Annotated in this window: 6 protein-coding genes; 3 read left to right on the forward strand and 3 right to left on the reverse strand. The window is 48.9% G+C overall.

What is annotated here, in order from left to right:
* Position 1 precedes the first annotated feature (1 nt).
* From rtxA to rtxH, 3 genes are read right to left on the reverse strand one after another with little or no spacing between them, the layout of a single operon-like run.
* Positions 2 to 14014: an MARTX multifunctional-autoprocessing repeats-in-toxin holotoxin RtxA gene (gene rtxA, locus XPG1_RS18975; RefSeq protein WP_231852999.1), complete on the reverse strand. Its 14013-nt coding sequence runs from the start codon at positions 14012 to 14014 to the stop codon at positions 2 to 4.
* 27 nt (positions 14015 to 14041) lie between these two features.
* Positions 14042 to 14503 (reverse strand): RTX toxin-activating lysine-acyltransferase RtxC, encoded by a 462-nt coding sequence (gene rtxC / locus XPG1_RS10725; protein WP_045959074.1) that lies wholly within the window; start codon positions 14501 to 14503, stop codon positions 14042 to 14044.
* A 34-nt stretch (positions 14504 to 14537) separates the two neighbouring features.
* Positions 14538 to 14903 carry a protein RtxH gene (rtxH, locus tag XPG1_RS10730; RefSeq protein WP_045959075.1) on the reverse strand — a complete coding sequence of 122 codons (366 nt, stop codon included), beginning with the start codon at positions 14901 to 14903 and terminating at the stop codon, positions 14538 to 14540.
* Between the two features lie 428 nt (positions 14904 to 15331).
* On the opposite strand from rtxH, the gene XPG1_RS10735 reads away from it, so the two are divergent.
* Genes XPG1_RS10735 through XPG1_RS10745 form a run of 3 tightly spaced genes read left to right on the forward strand, consistent with a single transcriptional unit; the run spans position 15332 to position 20920 of the window.
* Positions 15332 to 17407, forward strand: coding sequence for a peptidase domain-containing ABC transporter (locus XPG1_RS10735; protein WP_436286810.1), 2076 nt, complete (start codon positions 15332 to 15334; stop codon positions 17405 to 17407).
* Positions 17400 to 18755, forward strand: a complete 1356-nt coding sequence (locus XPG1_RS10740; RefSeq protein WP_045959077.1) for an HlyD family type I secretion periplasmic adaptor subunit — start codon at positions 17400 to 17402, stop codon at positions 18753 to 18755. The genes XPG1_RS10735 and XPG1_RS10740 overlap by 8 nt, the downstream gene beginning before the upstream one ends.
* A gap of 2 nt (positions 18756 to 18757) precedes the next feature.
* The gene (locus XPG1_RS10745) at positions 18758 to 20920 is read left to right on the forward strand and encodes a type I secretion system permease/ATPase (protein WP_045959078.1); all 2163 of its coding nucleotides are present in this window, start codon (positions 18758 to 18760) and stop codon (positions 20918 to 20920) included.
* The last annotated feature ends 115 nt before the right edge of the window (positions 20921 to 21035 follow it).

Raw genomic sequence — 21035 nt, forward strand, 5'->3', positions numbered from 1 at the left:
ATCACACCAGTTTGGATTTCCCGTTGATGGTATCTGACCAGGCAGTCACAATAGCGGATTTCGTTGAGTTATCAAGCGAATCAATAAAACCACTGTCGCCCATATTCGGTGCGAATCCACTCATGGCTTGTACCAGCGCGTCAACGCCATTGGTTGAGAGTGCGGTATATTCACGCTCACCTTGAGCGTCTTTATCGCCCATTTGGGTGATGATATCCGCTCGGTTGCCATTGAAGTAATTGTTGAAAGTCACTGATCCCATCGCTTCAAACTGCCCTTGTGCCGAAGGATCGGCGACATGACGATGCGTCAACAGTACCAGATCGTAACCACTGCGTTGGAACCACAGGTTTTGCCAGTTGATATCGTTGAAAATAATCTTGTCGCCTTGTTTGATATCTTCGACCACGTTATCAATGATATCCCCTCCGACTACAAAACGATTCACCCCGCTACCCCCGCTAAAGTGGTTTTGATATCCGCCCAGTACCAGCAGATCATCACCCTCACCCCCGTGGATTTGGCTGAATTTCGATACCACATCAGCAATCAGATGATCATGGCCTGATCCTCCCTTGATAGTGGTGTGGTAACCCATCAGTTTGATGGTGTTGTTACCCGTCTGGCCCTCGATCCAATTATCGTTGCCGAATACGGTGGCAAAATCGTTACCTTTGCCCAAATCAACCCGGTTGTTACTCCCGATGGTCACAACGTAATCTTGATCGTCTCCGGCATCAATGTGATTGAAGTTACCGGCAGCCACGATATAGTCACGCCCTTTACCCCCATCGATGATGCCATCTTCACCAAAAGCAAAGACCTGATCATCACCAGCGCCCATGTAGGCATAGTTCGTGCGTCCGGCCAAGACAGCAACGTCATTGCCAACACCGCCAAATATCATGTTTTCACGTCCCATCATCACACCCATATCCTGGCCTTCACCGCCGGTAAAGATATTGGACGTTCCTACCGAGTAGAAAACATCATCACCCCGGCCACCCCAGAAGTTGTTGTTGTCTCCCAGATAAGCGCCAAGATCTTTGCCGTCACCTCCCCAGTTGAAATTGTAGTTACCCAGGGAAACGTGGAAGTCACCATCACCCTGCAAGTGACCGCTGTTACGCAGAAAATCGAACGTTTCATTCTGCATGTTCAGCAAGTCAGCCGTCAGGTTCTGTTTCAGGTTGGTGACCAGCGATTGCATCTCAGCCTGTTTATCCCGATTGAACAGGGTGGCAAACAGGTTTGGCAAATTCAGGGACGTCAAGCCTACGTCACGAGGGGTCTGAGCATCGGGGATTTCCGCTACGAATTCGCCCTCTTTAGACACGGTGACCTGCCCTGCGGGTTTCCCATCCGGGGCTTTCGCTTTCAGGCCGTGGCTTTCAGCAAAAGAGGTCACACCATCAGCGCCCATACTTAAGCTGGCTTTCAGACTATCGAGCAATTTATCCGGATCTGTGAAGGCATTCAGTTGATTACCACTGAATTCCCCGATGATTTCCAGCATTTCACGCAAAATAGCAACACCATCAACCGGCTGACCTGAGCGAGAAACAATACCGCCTGTCGGGGTATACGCCACACCAAAGATATCTGCCAGCGTGGTATCCGCCTGAATACCGGCAAGGTTACCCAACAATTTATTCTTAATCTGGCGTGGTACATCCGTCGGGCTGAAGGTAAACGTCGTTTTCGCCATGCCCGTGGCGGTGTATTCCTGCGTCATCAAACCAAACAGTGATCCCAGGTTGGTATCCAGAATCGACGCGATATTGTCACCAAACATGAAGTTCCAGTTACCGGCCGTAACCTGAATATCCGCCCCCTGCCCACCAACGGCAAAGTTAAAGGCCCGTTTTTCATTCGCCTGACGGAATTTATCTGCCCGACTGATGTTACCCATTGCCGGGGTATTCCCCTTGCCACCCAACCATTGGTTGTATTTTTTGTTCAGCGTGCTTTCGAGATCACTTTTCAGGCCACGGCTGCTACGTGCATTTTGCGCGTCGAGATCAGTCAGCGTGTTATAAGCCACACTGCTGGTCAAATCGATACCGGACAGATCCCGGACATATTTCTTCGCACTTTCCAGTGTCCATTGCTGATCCTGTTGTGTCAGCCAATCCGCTGAATCATACGAGCCGGCAATATCCTGCAATACACTAGAAATACGGGCAGCACCACCAAATGGGTTCACCAGTGGGGGGGTTGGAATGGATTTATCTAACATCACGAGCAAATCGTTACTGCGCCCGGCGTTAAAGCTGATGTTCCGGTTACCCACGAACAATTGAGCTCCTTCCAGCGCCTGATAACCTGCAATATTCACACTGTGTTTACTATCACCGTTGCCAATGTGAACCATCACATTGTTATCACCAAAGGCCAGAGACTTAAAGCCGCCGGTGCCTACCTTGATACCGACGTTCGTGGTACCCCAGTTAATGGCGCTAAATTCCCCCTGACCAATCTGTAACTGAATGTTACCGGAATAGCTCAACTGATTGTCTTTTGATGTCGATGACACGACAGACTGATTGTCCTCGGATTTTGGCGCATGAAATATCTCTGTATTGCCTGCAATCGCGCCCTGCGCTTTCGCGTTCACGTCGGCCTGACCGATACGGGACACATTGACATCCTTTTCAGAGATACCACGACGGATTCGCTCCGAGTGACTTTCTACTTCACCTTGGTCATTCCAACCGAAGACGATCTTATTATCCGTCAGCTTGTTAACCCACTGCTGCCGCGCATTTTGCGTGTATTTGCGGCCAACACCATCCACCGCAACGTCACTGCTCCGTGCCGATACCGTGGTACGAATACCGTTATCATTCAGTGCCGAAATAAAGCGACGGGCAAAGCCATCACGTTTGTCATCGCTGATCAACGCGCAACCAACCAGACTGATATGGTCTGGTGTGCCGGCCAGTTGGAAATCGGTACTGAACTGTTTCAATCTAACGGCCAATTCATCCGCACTGTAACCACTCATGCGCGTATGGTTTTGGGTTGATTCTTCACGTCCATGTCCGACTATCTGCCAACGTAATTGACCGGTCAACTTGGTAGGATCGCCATAAACCAGTCGAGATTTGCCATCCACATCAAGCTGAACAATGATGCTGGAATCCGGGTGTTTGCTGGCCAGACTTGCCGCCGCCTGAGCCGCGACCGGATCATTTTCCGTCTGGATAATGATCTGACCGTTGAAGCGGCTATCGCTGTGTTCAGACAGTGGGTTGACCTCAGGGCTGCTCCAGGCATCAACGTCTTGATTATTCACACGAAGGTGACTTTCTGGCAAGTTGCTGTCCGCTGGCTCTCCTAAGGGTTTTTTCACCGCATGAGTCGCTTCAATCTCTGTCGGTTTTTTGATTGGGGTATCATCAAACACCGGTAATTCCAGCATGTCCCGCATCGTGGTTTTTTCCGCCCATCTTGGACGATAATTTGCCAAGGCGTTACCATCGATCACCACCACACGCTCGAAGGTACTTTCCCCTGCCGCGTTCTTCGGTAATTTGTAGCTTTGTGCCATATTCAGACCGGATTCACCAAAGAAACGCGTCATATAAGCATCAAATTTCTCCGCCGATGAGAATTCAACAATCCCCACGTTTGGATCATAGAAACCATAAACCCGGTTATCACCGCTGCCTTTCGCCCATGCTGCCATCGCATGATCAGAGCCATCCAGTTCAAGCAGTACCGGTTGACCTTCTGTATTACCGGCCGTGATTTTCTGAACCACACCCGCGACTGTCAGCGCTTTCGCATCCTCCAGTTTCTCCTTCCACACTTTAGTCAACGTGTCTGCCATCGGATTCTTGGCATGGAGTGCGGCCAAAGAAGCTAGCAATTTATTCGCGTTAGCACGTTCTGTTGCAGAGTACCGATCCGGATTATTGAGTACAGCAGCCGCCGAATACATTTTCTCCAGCAATTGACGACCAACCCCATCCTGACCCTCGTTTTCAAATTGTTTCGCAACCAGCACCAATTTTGACAATGGATCACAACGTCCGCCAAAACCATCGTTTGACAGGTTCAACAACAACAATTGTGGTGCCAGTTGTTCGCTTGCCTGAGAATCCGTCAGCCCGGTTGACGTGATATCACGGAACAGGCGGTTGAATTTCTCAGCTCTTGGCTGGAAGGTGATTTTCAACGCCCTGTTTTCAATTTCCCAGGCCAAAGCGCCTTTCTGTTCTGGACGCCAATGACCTTTAACCAAGAGATCCACCAGCTGCTTGAGGTTCATATCTGGACGGAACCCCTCCACAACTTGTTCGGCATAACCCTGCTGATAACCCGTCAGGAATTCCTCCGTTGTACGGATATCCTTGGGTCTACCGCCGGGGCTGGTGGGTTGTGGTTTCAGCGCTTCACCGTAACGTTTCAGTACACTTTCTATGCTTTTAAGTGCCACGGATTCATCAGAATTCAGCTGAGGTTTCACATGAGTCTCAGTCTGTTCTGAATGTGGGGTATTGGTCATCTCATCAGGTAAAGCCTTGAGGGTGAATGTACCATTTTCCGAATGCGCAATGACTTTATCGATATTCGATTTCACAAGGTTAGCGGCCTGCCTGAAGTTGTGACTTTCAACGTCAACCCGCACTTTCTCGCCTTTCTTCGTCGTCACTTCCAGCGTCACCACGTCATCGCTGTAATTAACGACCCGTCCTGTCACGTTTGAAGCCAGTTTAAAGATCTTACCCTGCTCTTTCAGCGCCCGCAGGACATACGGTTGCTCACCCGCACGTGCCTGTTGCCACACGCCGTCATAATGGCTAATGGTGCCATCTTCAAACGTATTGTAGTTCACATTGAAACTTTGATTTTTCGCCTTGCTGGCTTCATACGTATAACCCAACTTGGATTGATAGCCCGTGACTATGCCATTATGGAAGGAATCCATAAATTGTCTGAAATCTTTATAGTTATCAAATGATTTGATACCAAAGTTCGGATCGAAGAATGACCAGATGGTTTGATTTTCCCCTTTATGAGCAACAACGGCCATCGCGTGGTCTTCAGACATAAAAGAGAGATATGTCGTCTTATCCACATTATTCAGTTGATCCATCACGGACTCATAGCCAGCGACATCATTCCTTAACGCATAATCAATCCTCGGCCCGGTCAGTCCATTCGCCTTTAATTTTCCGCCATACGCTTCGTTCGCTGCTTTCCTAGTCCTGATCGAACGATCTTGTTCTTGGCTGTACTGCATTGATAGCAGATCTTGAATAATCGGGCCGATATTTTGGCGACGATACTGATTGAGCAACGAGGATTCAATCGAATGGATATCGTTCTGTTTATGGACTGTATTGTCATTGTAGGCTTTCACCGCATCTGTCAGCCATGACAAATACGCTTTCCCGCCACCCAGTCCATGTACCCGCTCTTCTATCAGGTAACGACCAGACAAAGCGAAACAAATACCCTCCAGAAACTCTTTTGATGCAACGTTATCCCCTTTCGTCAGGAGTACATTGCCAATTTCAGGGACCAGTTTCTCAAGATGAGAGAGTAGTGATTTTCCCTGAGTGAAATGAAGCGAATGTTGCGCCAGCTCTTTTCCACCCGATTTCATATCAAACAGGAAGTAAAGCGCTTTTTCCAGCAGGCTGGCTTTTACGCTGCTGTTGTCAGGCCGGGCTTCGGAAAGGGTTGACACAATCTGCTCAGCATATTGGTTCATCAACCGACCACTGGCTTCATGACCATAGAAGGTGTGTTCTCCCGAAACCTGATAACCCGCGACGACAAGTTTGGCACGCAGTTTTTCCCCTTCTGTCCCCAACCCTTCGTTATCGGTCAGCAACATGATTGGCGTTTGCTTCGAAAGCCCTTGCAGATTTTTCTCCACCGAGAACTGCCCATTGACAGCTTTCGCCAACGCGCCCGTGATCCCGGCAGGATTAGGCACTTCATGAGCCGTAATGGCTTTGGTCATGCTTGGCATTGGTCTGTCAAGCAACACACCAGAAACAGCCTGTCCATGACGTTCTGCATAACGGGCCAGATCCGCGGCGACCGCTCCGCCCATTGAGTAACCATGAAGGATGATATTTTCGGGCTTGATACCACGATCATTAACTAAATACTTAAACATGGTACGGGCATCCTGATACAACCCATTTTCGCTTGGAGACCCATCGCTGAAGCCATAGCCGCGCATGTTCACCGCCAGCATGTCAACGCCTTGTTTTTGGTAATGGCTTTGGATCAAACTGGCCTGTTCTTCCGCAGATGAGCCGGAACCATGAATGAAGAGCACCACTTTTTTCGCTGAATGGTGTTCATCCTGATCATTTTGATCACCACGATGGTAATAACCCGTCAAACGTCCAGCTTCCCCCTGTAACGTGATCTTATTCACTGTCCCGTTGGTCACTGCCGTGTCCAATATTTGCTGAGTCCTCGTATCTACATGACGGCGATCTTCTTTGGCACCATAAAGTTCATCGTTAAAGAAACGCGTGATTGGGTTAAATGGCGTCCTTTCACGCGGTGGTGTCGCGTCATGAGCGATGGCCACGTTCTCGCCATTTTTGACGAAAGAATCCGCAAATATCAGCGATTCGTCCAGACGAACATTGATTTGTGACAACAAGTCTTTCAGGGCCGGAACACGTTTTGAATCAGGATGCTTCTCCAGATAGCTTGCAACCTTGATCAGCAAGTCAGTCAATTTTTCCACTGACTCAAAGTCATAATCTTTGTTGTTTTGCAACGTATTTTCATAGCTGGCAAGCGCATCCAGGACATTCTGGTAACTGTCACCCAAGGTTTTGCCTTTAACGTAAGCGGCTTGCTTCAATTCCCCGGCTGACATCAAGTACGTTTTCGGTTGATAGTGCCAACGACCCTCCACTTTTTCAGCCAGAATACGGGTGCGGCCATGCTCAAAGGAAACCATGCGGTCTTCCAGCAGATGCAACGCATCCGGCAATTGCCCGTAATGGTCATAATTGGCCAGGATAAACCGCTCAATGGTTTTGATTTGTGCGGGATCGTCTGAATTTTTCACCATAATGGTTTTGAAACTGTCGCTGTCATGACCCGGCCACGGACGAACTTCAAAGCCCCCGTTTTCCGATTCACGTACCAGCAAATTGCGTTCTGTACGCAATCCATAGAATGGCAGCGCCTGATTCAGCAGGTTATCGATAGCACTGGTTTTGATATCCAGATTAACCAGTGTATCGGGCTGATAGTGATCCGGCGTCAATGCCTTCAGCCTGCTCTGCTCGGCAGGACTGAGTGAATCAAAGCGCGCTTTGACAGAAACCCCCGCCTCCGTCAATCGGCGGCCAATGGATTCAGGCGCAACACCCTGATATTCTTCCACCGCTTTATCCAGCAGACGGATTTCGCCGACCAAGCCCTCACGCTGTAATTGACGCAAGACCGGCAATTCAACATTCCAGAAATAGTTGCCGAGGCGCAATCCGCCTTCCGCTATCACATAAACATCATCGCGGGATCCGGTGGCATAGAGGGAACTCCAGAAACCGGTATTGCTGCGTGCGGAAGCGATAATAGCCGATTGCAAGGCCTTCTGTTCCACAATATTCGTATCGAGGGAACGGTAGCTCCAACGCATCAGCATTCTGTTCAGCGCAATCGCAAAATCGTTACCTTTGACATCAATATCATAAACAACTTTCTTACCATCAATCTGTACTGAATCAAGAATTTTACGGGATCGCTCAAGGCCTTTAGGACCTAGACCAGACCAAAATGAAACGATACTCTCATCACCATGTACAGGTTCGAAGCTATAACCATAGCTTTCCAGCTTTGTAACGAATTCGACGCGTTTGTCCCAGTCGTGATCAATGGTGGCATCAACAAAGAGCCTGACCAGTGCGGGGAACTCCTCTTGCGATATACTCGTCTTTTTGATCTTTTGAAATAACTTTTTCAGTGAAGCGATTTGCCTTGTTGACAGATTAGTCTCCCCGAGTTCGGGATTAACAATAGAGGCAACGATGTCTTGTCTGAGATCATCCGAAATATAGGCATCTACACGCGTAAATCCCGGCACAGGGATATATTTTTCAGTCGCCAGTGCGCTACCACTGTCCAACCAACGGTAAACATCCGCCACTTTTTGTGCCCGGGTTGCCGTCGCAGCCTCTTTTGACATATCAACCGGTTCTGGCTCGGCCAGCGCCTCGCCCAGCGCTTGCAAGCCACTGAGATCCAATCCTGGCATTTTCGGTGTCTGCCTGATCCATTCTGTCACAACATCAGTAGACGGGCTGGCAGGCGTTTCGGTATCCAGCGATGTCGGAACAGGGCGACCAGACTCGCGCGTATGTCGGGTGCGTATTCCCGCATTGATCTGCAAACGATCTAATGCACCTTTGGCGGTGCTCAGTTCGTTCAAGTCTTCGTTCAGGTATTGCAATTCTTCGCTGAACCCGCCATCAGCCTGAACGGTCGATTCAGGATTGATGCTACTCTTGGCATGTTCTGCTTTTTCAATATCTTCAGCGTAGTGGGAACCATAAGCGTTACCTGACAGACCACTGCCGGTTGCGCCTGTGCGCTGCGGCTTATCGCTGCCATCAAGTTTGGCACCCTTAGCGTCATTTTGTACTTGCGCGGTTTTGCTGTCTGCCGTGGAGATTTCATGTCGGCCACGCTGTTTCGCCTTCTGCACAGCGGACTGACCATCACGTTCTGCTTGCTCAGCCTGTTGCTGATAACGGGCGGCTTCTGCTTTCCTGTTTTCGGCCTGCGTTCGCGCCTCTTCAACATCCAACGCGGCATTTTGGCGGTTCTGTTCGGATTTGAGTACGCCCGCTTCTGATTTGGCAACCGCATCTTTGATATCATCCAGACGTCCGGCTGCCATGCTTTGTGCGTTATCCAATTGGCGGCGAACCGTCTGGTCTGCTTTGTCCAAATCAGTCTGAACATGCGCCAGCAAACCATCAGCAAACTGATCACGCCATGGCTGGCCGGATTCCCCCTGATAGGTGGCGTGGCTGTCCAGAGCGGCCAGACCTTTGGCTTTTGCCATCAGCTCAGCGGTGACTGACTGAGCTTCGTCCTTCATTGCATCGCGCTGTTCTTGCCCATTCGTATTCAGCGCCGCCAGATCCGTGGACTCCAGTTGATCTTGTGTGCCCGAAATAGCGTCCAGTTGTCTATTCTGTTCCTGTACCAGACGCAGGCGATCAGCTTCTGCCCTTTCCTTATCCTGCAAGGCGCTCTGCGCGGCTTGATCTTGCTGCACATGTTCAACAATGCCACTGTCCGATAACTCAGATTTTGCAACCACGTTATCCAGAACATAACCAAGGCCGTCACTCTCACCTGTGCCTTTGAACTCCAATCGGTTGCTGCCCGCCTGTGCCGTCAGCGTCAATGTCTGATTTTTCCATTCGGTTTTACCCGCAGAAACTGAGAACACGACCTGATTGTTCCACAATACTTGCATACCATTATCAGTGGAGCTATTGGGACGTCTGGCAAAGTCAAAGCTAAGATTGATGGATTCGCCCGCGTTGAGAGAGCGGATCTCCTGATAAATACAAGTATTGCCCTGAACATCAAGTTCACTGACATACTTGCCGTGACCACTATCACTAAGGCCATAAGCCTGAGCAGAGTACTGGGCTTCAATACCGTTTGTAGACTGCCATCCCTGGTTTCCCTGTTCAAAATCACCATTGATGATAAGATTACGCGCCTGATTAGGGTTTAACCGCTTCTCATCGCCCAGTGTATTTTGGATACGGTCAATATCTGGCGCATCCGTGCTCGTCACAGCACCTTTCAGGTTGTTTTGCAAATCAGAGGTCACTTCACCGATTTCGGTCAGCTTAAAGCCATTTAGGGAAGAGACTTCCGGCAAGTCGATGGCACCACGTCCCTTATGGGTGCCCGATGTATTGGCTTCATCGCCATTCACCAGATAATTGATGCCCTGGCTACCCGCACTGCCCAGCACGGTCTGTTTGACATTCTCAAACAGGGCTTTCAATTTGTCGCTATGGGTATTGCTGGCTGCCAGCGCAAGATTATAGAAATCGCCGTTACCTACCTGAATGACCACGTTATTGCGGGCATAAGAGGCGTTAACGTTCAAACCATCACCGACACGGATATTGGCATTGCCTTGACCTTTCATGACGGAAACATTCAGGCCGTCCCCCACGCGGGTATTAACGTTGAAGTTCCCCCAGGCCACATTGACGGAAACACCATCACCCACTTTGGTGTTGACATTCAGGTCGCCATGAGCAGCCGTCACACTAAGGCCATCACCCACGGTCGTCGTGATGTTGCCCTTACCTTTGGCGGCGGTGACTTGCATACCATCACCGACTTTGGTGACAACATTGCCCTGACTCCATAAGGCATTGAAGCTATCACCATCGCCGATTTGGGTCACCATATTCGCTTCACCTTTGGCGAGCACGACATGGCGGCCATCCCCCACTTTGGTGATGACGTTAGCCTTACCCCACGTGCCAGTGTAATCGTCACCATCACCGATATGGGTAATGATGTTGGCCTGCCCCTGAACAACCGTGACTTCCTGACCGTCACCGACTTTAGTGATGATATTCGCATCGCCTTTGGCAAAATTATAGCGATCACCGTCACCCACATGCGTGATGATATTGGCTCTGCCCCACGCGGCGTTGATGCCTGTCCCATTCCCCACTTTCGTGATGAGGTTGGCTTCGCCTTTGGCAAACCCGATTGTCGTCCCGTCACCCACATGGGTCATGATATTGCCGATTTTGGATACCAGCAGCCCCACCGTGGTGCCATTGCCCACTTTAGTCAGTAGGTTACCTTTACCCGCCAAGACCGCAGCGGTTGTGCTTGCCTTCTCATTGTCTTGCGTAACATGCGTCACCACATTGGCCTCAGATACGGCAATGACGCCCATAAAGCCATCACCCACTTTTGTCACGATATTGGCTTTGCCTAAGGCCAGCACACCGGTCAAACCGTCACCGACATGCGTCATGATATTGGCTTGGCCAAACATGGCGGCCAGTGTTGTACCATCCCCCACTTTTGTCATGACATTGGCGCTTCCGGCAAACAGACCGATGCTGGTACTGTCTTCCCCCTGGCGGGATACGTGGGTATAAATATTGGCCTTACCCACCATCAGTGCGGCGGTCAAGCCGGTGCCGACTTTGGTCAAAACATTCGCACCGCCGATCATGGCCGCAAAAGTTGAGCCGTGACCTATCTGCGTAAAGAGATTGCCTTGACCAATCATGGCGGAAAGTGCATTACCGTCACCGACTTTAGTGGCAATATTGCCTTTGGCGATCATCAAGGCCACACTCATGCCGTCGCCAACGTGCGTAAAGACATTTCCTAATGACAACATTAATGCCAGCGCATCGCCGTTCCCCACTTTCGTGAAAATATTTCCGCCGCCGCCCATCAATGCCCAGGCATTTTCCTCACCGACATGAGTAAAAATATTGCCTGCCCCCACCATCGCGGCAACGGTTGTGCCATCACCGACTTTGGTGAAGACGTTACCGGCAGCGGCCATCACCCCTACCGTCTGCCCATCACCCACATGAGTCAGCACGTTGCCGAGACCTAACATAACGCCCGTTGTATCACCATTGCCGACTTTAGTCAGGACATTCGCACCGCCCAGCATAATACCGGTGGTTTTTCCATCACCGACATGGGTCAGGACATTAGCGCCACCGCCCATCACCGACAGGAGATCGCCTTTGCCTTTTTTCGTCAGGACATTCGCGCCACCCAGTGCAATGGCTTTCGTATCGGAAGTCTCATGATCATTGCTGATATGGGTGATCACATTAGCGCCGCCCAACATCGCGGATTCGAGATCGCCTTCACCCATCTTGGTCAGGACGTTTGTGCCACCCACAAGAATTGAGGAAACGTTGCCATTGCCCTTTTGCGTCAGCACATTAGCCCCACCAACACCAAACCAGAAGGCTTCACCATCACCAATTTGGGTATGGGTATTGAAACCACCGCCCATGAAGATACGACTGTTGCCATTGCCTTTGTGAATGGAGATATTGCCCACTGCCAGCAGATGAGCAAGGTAGCGGCCATCACCCACGCGCACCAGCACGTTGGCACCACCACCTGCATTGACGTTCATATCACCCTGCTGCGCCTGATGAAGAATGACGTTGGCAATACCCGCGCCATTAAAGTAGACATTACCGCGTGTGACATTGGATTTAATGACGTTGCCGCCACCTGCACCGGTATAATGAATATCCCCTGAACTTTCACCGCTATCAGTGGCCGATTTGAATAGCTCAAGATCGTTATATTCATGCATATCCGACACACGGGCGGAAATTGTGCGTTCGGTATTCACACGGTAATGCAGGTCACTCAGCGAATAGCTGCCGGTTTTCATAGGGTTATAACCGTTGTCCGCAGAGAAAATTTCGTTGGCAAAATCCAGCGGAGTCTCACTGAACTTGTAGCAAGGACGTGCAAAGTATTGCAGCATCCCAGTTTCGGGGTCGTTTTTCAGTTCAACCACCACCACCTTTTTGTATCTGCCAAATGCCTTGGCATAAACATAGGTGTTTGGCATCCGGTTGGATTTCACCGCTGTGACATCAACCGTCGTTCCATCTCCGTAAACGGCATAACCGCCCATCCTGGCATCAGACAGCGTGATATCGGCGGCATTAATCAGGACACCACCGCCATAATTCACCCATTGGTTTTCCACCAGTTTTTGCTCAACAGCATCAATGGATACAGCTTTTCGCTGTTCAACCGTCAGGTTTGACAACGTATAAGCGCCATCTATGCCAACAGAATTAAAGCCCCCTTCAACGGAGATATCCTGTTTATCCAGCCCCTGGAGATGCTTCCCTGCTTTATACCAAGCCGTCGAGTAGTATCTCAAGTTGCCAGTTTCAGGATCATTGGAGAGCTTAACCTTGTTGATTTTCGTATAAGTGCCATCCTCAAAGGCAAACAGGTAAGTATTCGGCTCACGTGCCGATTTAAATCCCACGACCTGATGAGAGGCGCCAATCCATTCACCACTCATGGTGGCATTGGTCAGCACCACGTCTTCAGCTTTGGCATATTCTATCCCTTCACTGCCAAAGTCATTGCCTGCGCCCTTGCGGGTAATCTCGTTATAACCACCCGCCCCCGTGAAATGGATATTACCGTGTGCCACATCGGAGTAGAGGCTATTATATCCGCCAGCACCGTCAAACCGGATGTCCCCCCTGGTTTCAGAGTAACTGTCAGCGGCCTGACGGATACGCTCAACACGGTTATAAGCACCCGCGCCCTTCAGGGTAATGTCTCCAGCCTTACCTTTACGAGCAATATGGTTATAGGCACCGGCACCGGTAAAATGAATATTTCCCGTCTCGACTCTGGAACTGATGACGTTCGCTGCGCCAACTCCGTCAAAGGTCACATCCCCCTGGGAGCCTTGATATTTGTTAAACCAAGTACGGTCAATCTTATTGCCGGCACCTGCGCCAGCAAAAGAGAGATTGCCCTGATTGGTTTCATGCCAGAGTTCGTTGTAAGCGCCTGCCCCCTTGAAGCTAATATCACCCTGCAACCCTTTACGAGTGATGCTATTGTATCCAGACGCTCCTGCATAATGAATACCACCACTATCTCCGGTGTGATTGATCCTCAATCCTCCCGCCGCGCCGCTATAGTCTATCGTGCCACTTTGTGTTTTATTGATTGAAGTATAACCCGCCCCACCTTTTACGGTCAGGGAGCCACTGGTATCATGGATATCCAGATATCCGGCTCCCCCGACAATCGTATCGTGTCCCCATGTTGTATTGACTCTTACTGCCAAGGAGCCCACAACAATATGGTCATTCCCGCCATAAGCATTAATGACTCCGCCAAGGCCAATGGCATTGATACTATTTCCACCGTCATCATCTTCATATACACCGGTAAAGGCATACACTATGCTACGGCCGACTGATTTTCCCATAAATAATCCTGGTATTGGGCAGAAAAATTAAACAGTAAACCACTGTACCCGACGGATACAGTGGTCATTTTGAACATCCAAAGTTCCCCTGACAGTGCAGGCTTTTTGTCCTTTCCATGCGGCAAAGACCCGCCGGCGAAGATCGCAGGCAATGGCACGTGCATGTCCGAAAGGGGCAATCATCTCCGGGAAAAAAATATGCTGGCCAGAGCGCCAGTCTTCCCGCGAGATTTCCCGTTCACCGGCAAGGATCGCTTTCCGGCTACTGTCAGACAAAAAAGCCCAATTACAAAAAGCAACTGGGCGTTGGTGTTCATCTTGGTAATAGCAAAACTGATTGAGCTGGAATGAAGGCAAAATGCGCTGTTGCCATTCAGCAACCAAATAACGCCGATGCAGGGGGGAATGTTGACAAAGTAACATGACCCCACCCATCATTGCCTGTATTTCAGTCGTACTCAGTGCAGCTGATTGATGCGTGATCATCATAGACTAGCCACGACCTGATAAAATCTTGCTGATGTTATTTCGATGTTTCAGTATGACGTTTTGAATGTTTTGTTGATTCAGCCGTTGCCTGAGTATTTGCTTCCGCTTCAGCAGACGCTTCATTTTCATTGATCTCAGGCATAGGCAAAAAACCCGCCGCGATCAAGTTATTCATTTCAGCTTCCATTCTGGGATCTTCCAGCATACTTTTTACCATGGAAACCATATACATAAAGCCAGACGCGGGCATATGAATAACTTGTTTTAATTGTAATTCCTGATCATTTTCTGCCAGCATGCCATTTGCCATTCTATTCGGCTCTTGCCCCACAAAATAAAGAGAGAATACGCCTTTGTTATAATTAACACTTGAGATGGTTTGCACAAATTTTTCAGACATAGCATTATCCATTAATTAGATATTAATTTAATGTTAAATTCGTATTAAATTAATATGATTAAATCATAAATAAAGCCAAATTCATGACGGTTTAACGACATTCCATGGCAGTTTATCTACGATGATTGCGGTATTACCTGTTATACTCGAATTATTGGCTATTTTGTACAAAAAATATATCTATTTATTGGGTAAAATCAATCTATAAATAGAAAAATGTCTGTTTAACCGCTATATTTTGTCCGAATTACCAACCCGCATGCGCGTTGAGAATCGCTAATATCTTTTAATAAATTTATTAAAATGACTTAATAGATAACTGTTTCCGGTTATTTCCTCAATCAAGAGATTAATGTCTTATTTAACGTAGATTCAATTTAATGAATGAAATAGAAAAAAAAACAATATCATTAATTAATTTAATTATCATGATATCTAATAGGAATCATACAACCACAGCGAATAAAAACGTAAACGATGGTGATGATTATATTTCTGTTATAAATAAGTTACAAAAAGAATACCATATAAAAATCAAAAATAAATACTCGATAAATAAGCAGTTAGCTGCCATTTCCCTGCCCGCCATTTTGTTCAGCCAGGAGGGTCAACCCTTCATTCTGGCAAAATATGATGAACAACGGGTCTTAATTCAAAAGCCTCATCAAGACACACCTGAGATATTGGATAAAGAAGAATTTATCAGTTTATGGAATGGCCGGTGGATAAAAATACACCAAAAAAGTAGCCAATTTAATCTTCGCTGGTTTATTCCTGAGTTTGTCAGACAAAAGAAGAACCTGACAGAAATCATGTTGTTTTCTTTCGTGTTACAGATTCTGGCGCTGATCTCGCCTTTAGTCGTCCAGGTTGTGATGGACAAGGTGCTTGTTCACCAGGCACTTTCTACACTGGATGTGCTGATTTTCGGGTTGGTGGCGGCCGGATTGGTTGAAGTCATTCTGCGGGGACTACGAGAGTATCAGTATGCCCACACCGCCAACCGAATTGACATAAAACTCGGTTTGAAGCTGGTTAGCCACCTGTTTGGCCTGCCCTTGCTGTTTTTTAAATCCCGCCAAGTCGGTGCGATTGTGACACGAGTGAGGGAGCTGGAAACGGTTCGTGAATTTTTAACCGGCACCATGTTCACACTGTGTATCGATGTTTTGTTCATGTTCATCTTTATTTACGTCATGAGTCTGCTGTCTGGGATGCTGACGCTGATCTTCCTGCTGACCATACCGTGTTATGCCCTGCTGGCCTGGTGGGTCACGCCCAAAATTGAACAAGCGGTGGAAAAACAATTTACCCATGCCGCAATCAATACCGCTTTCCTGACCGAAACCGTAGCAGGTGCCGAAACACTCAAAAGTCTGGCCGTTGAACCTCGTTTTGTTCGTCGCTGGGACAGCCAGACTGAAAAGATGGTCAGTACCAGTTATGACGTCCAGCAATGGGATAACAGTTCCGGCCATCTGGTAATGATGTTACAAAAAGTCACCAGTGCAATCATTATCTGGTTAGGCGCATCAGAAGTGCTCTCCCTGCACATGACCATTGGTCAATTGATCGCCTTCAATATGATGGTCAGTCATACCCAACAACCGCTGGCTAAGTTGGTGCAACTCTGGGGGCAATTTATCCGCTCCCGCATTGCCATTGAGAAATTAGGCGATATGCTGAATCTGCCCACCGAGCAACAATCAGGTTCCGATCAAGCACACCCTGCGCTACACGGTGCGATCTCATTCTCCGACGTTGTTTTTCGCTATCAACCCGATCTGCCGCCAACCATTAACCGCTTCACGCTGGATATCCGGGCAGGGGAGACGGTGGGTGTTGTCGGTACTTCCGGGTCGGGAAAAAGTACCCTTGCCCGTTTGCTTTTACGCCTTTATACCCCGGAAAGTGGTGCGATTACGCTGGATGGTATTCCTCTGCCACATTTCGATGTTGAATCCCTCAGGCAACAAGTTGGGATCGTTTTGCAGGAAAACGTCTTATTTCATAAAACCGTGTATGAGAACTTGTCGCAATCCTGCCCCGATGCCCCGTTATCCGCCGTCATTGCAGCGGCAAAACGGGCAGGAGCCCACGATTTTATTCTCAAGTTGCCAATGGGGTATGACACCGTGATTGCCGAAGGAGGACAATCGCTATCAGGTGGCCAGCGGCAACGGCTGGCGATTGCCAGAACCCTGTTGTCAGAACCCAAAATCCTGATCCTTGATGAAGCCACCAGCGCACTGGATGATGAATCACAAGCCATTATTCAATCCAATATGGCGACCATCGCCCAAGGCAGAACCGTGATCACTATCGCACACCGGCTCTCTACTGTTCGCCAATGCGACCGGATTATTGTGTTACATCAGGGGCAAATCATTGAACAAGGCAGCCATGAACAGCTTTTGCAATACGGCAAACACTACCGGAAGCTTTGGCAGTTACAACAAGAGTTAAAACAAGAAACACAACAGGAGGAGCCAACACGTGCTTAAGGCTATCTTACGCAAAGGGATCAAACGGTTACGTACTGCTCCCCACTATTATGATTTTTTGCCTACACACCTGGCATTGTCACAACGTCCGCCTTCTCCGTTTGCCCGTTATACGGCAATCACCCTGAGTATGGGGGTTTTGGTTGCTTTACTATGGGCTTATCTGGGGCAACTGGATGTACAGGCAACCGCAACCGGACGTTTGATCGCATCGGGTCGTTCTCAAATCATTCAGGCTTACGAACAAAGCCGCCTGATGGCCATTCATGTCACAAACGGCCAGCACGTTGAGAAAGGGGCGTCACTACTGACGCTCAATACGCTCGGGGTCAATCAAGATATCGCCCGTTTGCTTGAGCAACGAGACTATTTGATGGAAGAGACAATCCGCTATCAGGCTCTGCTTGAGCAACAAGCGCCGAAATCCCTGCCACTTTTCCAACAGCAATCCACCGAAAAACAGGCAAAAATTTTGGCTCACTACTTTCACGAAAAGCAGGAATTCGACGCCACTATCACCAATATCCATGCGGAAATGGCCGTGAACCTGACGTCTCAACAGGCACGAAACAGTGATATCCATTCATTGAGCCATCTGCGGGAAAATATCAGCCAGCGTTTACAGGCGCGCAAGACATTGAGCCAAAAACAAGTCATCAGCAAGGTGGAGTATCTGGAGCAGGAAAAAGAGTTTCTGGAAACAGAAAGGCTGATCGCTCAACAGAAATCGGAATTCGGTATTCTGATGACGCAATATAAGAGTCTGGAGGAACGGCTAAACAGCCTCAAAGCACAAAAAGAGCGTGAATGGTTTGAGAAAAGAAAACAGGCAGAGATGCAATTGGCCGCCATAAAGCAGGAAATTTCCAAGATGCAGGAACGGGAAGATCTTGAGGTGGTACGCGCTCCCGTGGCGGGAACCGTTCAACAATTAAGTGTGCATACTCTCGGTGCGGTTCTGCAACCGGCTCAAAATCTGATGGTGATTGTGCCTGACGAACAGGTACAACTGGCTGAAGTCCAGATCCTGAATAAAGATGTCGGTTTTGTCTACCCGGGTCAGCACGTTACCGTTAAGGTCGATGCTTTCCCTTATACTCGCTATGGCACCATTGAAGGGGAGTTACTCAGCATTTCGCGGGATTCCACCAACGATGAACGGCTGGGGCTGGTTTTCCCGGCACAAATCAGTCTCAAACAGAACAATATTATGGTGGATGGAAAACCGGTTGAAATCACGGCGGGAATGTCTATTGTCGCGGAGATCAAAACCGATAAACGAAGAGTGATTGATTACCTGCTCAGCCCAATTCAGGAATATCAATCTGAAGCGTTGAGGGAGAAATAATCATGGCTGATACGTTCTCCTTCACCCACCATGCGGGCAAATCTGACGGCCAAGAAGCAAACAATTACGCGTTGGATTGTATCGCCCATTTAGGGAAACAGTTTCATAAGATCGCTTCGGTCGAACAATTGCACCATAGTCTGGGTGTGGATTCTCTGGCACTGACAAATTCACAACTGCGTGAAGCAGCAGATGCGATCGGGCTGCACAGTCAGTTTGAGCGTCTGACCGTCGGGACGGCGGCCACACTGCCTTTGCCCGCATTGATTCAATTAGATCAGCGTTGGTGGGTACTGTCAGACATCTGTGCTGACACCTTAACGGTGTTTGATCCTGCCACCGGCAAATCCACTGTACATCCGTTGGCTCATGTCATACCAGGTGAGCACGATCACGATGAATATCGGGTACTACTACTGGCTGACAAAACACTGACTAAGCAAGACGTTAAATTTGGTCTGAGCTGGTTTTATCCCGCTATTTTCAGGCAAAAAAACCAGTTACGGGACATTTTTCTGTTCGCTATCGTGTTGCAACTTTTTGCGCTGGCATCCCCTTTATTATTTGAGAATATCATCGATAAAGTGCTGGTCGGGCGGAGTGTTTCCAGCCTGCACGTTCTCGGTATCGCCATGCTGGCACTGGCATTAGCGGAGCCTTTGTATGGTTTTATGCGTAATACGGTGTTCGGGCATATGGCGAGCCAAATCAATTCTGAGCTTTCCGGCCGCCTGTATCGCCATCTTGTGGGATTACCCCTGCCCTATTTCAAACAACGACAAACAGGGCAGATTATTGCCAGAGTCAGGGAAATGGCGCATATCCGCCAATTTTTGACCGGCTCTACCCTCATGCTGCTGCTTGATCTGATTTTTATCCTGCTGTTTTTGGGGGTGATGTTTCATTATTCCACCCTGCTAACAGGGATCGTGATCAGTTCACTGGTGCTCTATTTTTTACTCTGGCTGACTGTCGGGCCGATGATTCGAAGCAAAGTAGAAAAAGAGTATGAAGCTGATGCCAATGCCACCAGTTTCCTGACCGAAGCGGTTACCGGGATTGAAACCATCAAGACCACTGCAACTGAAAAACGTTTTTTGCATCAATGGCAGAAGGTATTGAGTCAACAGTTAATCCGACGTTTTACCGCCCAAAAAAGCGGGCTGGCGGCTGGGCAAGGGATTGAGCTGATCCAAAAAATGGTGGCCGCGCTGCTACTGTGGTGGGGCGTCCGGGCAGTGCTGAAAGGCGATTTATCCCCCGGTGAACTCATTGCGTTTAATATGCTGGCCGGACACGTGACTCAACCGATCCTGCGGTTGGCGCAAGTCTGGCAAGATTTCCAGCATACCCTGATCGCCCTGCGCCGGGTGGGAGATATCCTTGATGAGCCGATGGAAAACAGTCAACAGGGGCTGGTCTCCTCACCGGAACTGGCTGGCCAAATTGAATTCAGAAATATTCGCTTTCGCTATCATGCTGATACCCCCGAAGTCCTGGCGAACCTGTCACTGGAGATTAAGGCCGGTGAATTTATTGGTATTACGGGGCCATCGGGTTCTGGCAAAAGCACATTGACACGCTTGTTGCAACGCCTCTATGTCCCGCAACACGGTCAGGTATTGGTGGATGGCATGGATCTGGCGATCGCTGATCCCGTATCACTGCGCCGCCATATGAGTGTCGTCTTACAAGAAAGTATTCTGTTCTCCGGCAGTATTGCGGACAATATCCGCCTGTGTAAGCCTAATGCCAGTGATGAGGAAATCCATAAGGCCGCGACCCTGGCCGGGGCGATGGATTTTATCCAGGCATTTCCTCATCAATTTGCGCATCAGGTGGGTGAAAAAGGCGGTAATCTTTCTGGCGGGCAGCGACAGCGGATTGCATTGGCAAGGGCATTGCTCAGTGATCCCAAGATTCTGATCCTGGATGAAGCCACCTCTGCACTGGATTATGAATCTGAGGCCGCCATCATGAGCAATATGGATGAAATATGTCGTCATCGAACGGTCATCTGTATCGCTCACCGGCTGAATACCCTCCGCCATGCCGATAAGATTTTTGTGTTAGATCTGGGGAAAATCGCTGAATCCGGCTCACACGATGCCCTGATACAACAAAAAGGGTTATATGCACAACTTTGGCATCAACAAACGACCTAAGGTTACTCTATTGATTATCACTTGGTGATTATTATTGCTATAAAAAAGTCATCCATTAAAGACAAGAGGCGGGTTTCATCTTAAAATTAATTTCATCATTCAAGTCATACCGCAT

The organism is Xenorhabdus poinarii G6, assembly GCF_000968175.1.
GTDB lineage: Bacteria > Pseudomonadota > Gammaproteobacteria > Enterobacterales > Enterobacteriaceae > Xenorhabdus > Xenorhabdus poinarii.

Coding starts and splice junctions, on each gene's coding strand:
- rtxA (WP_231852999.1), bottom strand. CDS start 14,014: ATGGGAAAATCAGTCGGCCGTAGCATAGTGTATGCCTTTACCGGTGTA.
- rtxC (WP_045959074.1), bottom strand. CDS start 14,503: ATGATGATCACGCATCAATCAGCTGCACTGAGTACGACTGAAATACAG.
- rtxH (WP_045959075.1), bottom strand. CDS start 14,903: ATGTCTGAAAAATTTGTGCAAACCATCTCAAGTGTTAATTATAACAAA.
- XPG1_RS10735 (WP_436286810.1), top strand. CDS start 15,332: ATGATATCTAATAGGAATCATACAACCACAGCGAATAAAAACGTAAAC.
- XPG1_RS10745 (WP_045959078.1), top strand. CDS start 18,758: ATGGCTGATACGTTCTCCTTCACCCACCATGCGGGCAAATCTGACGGC.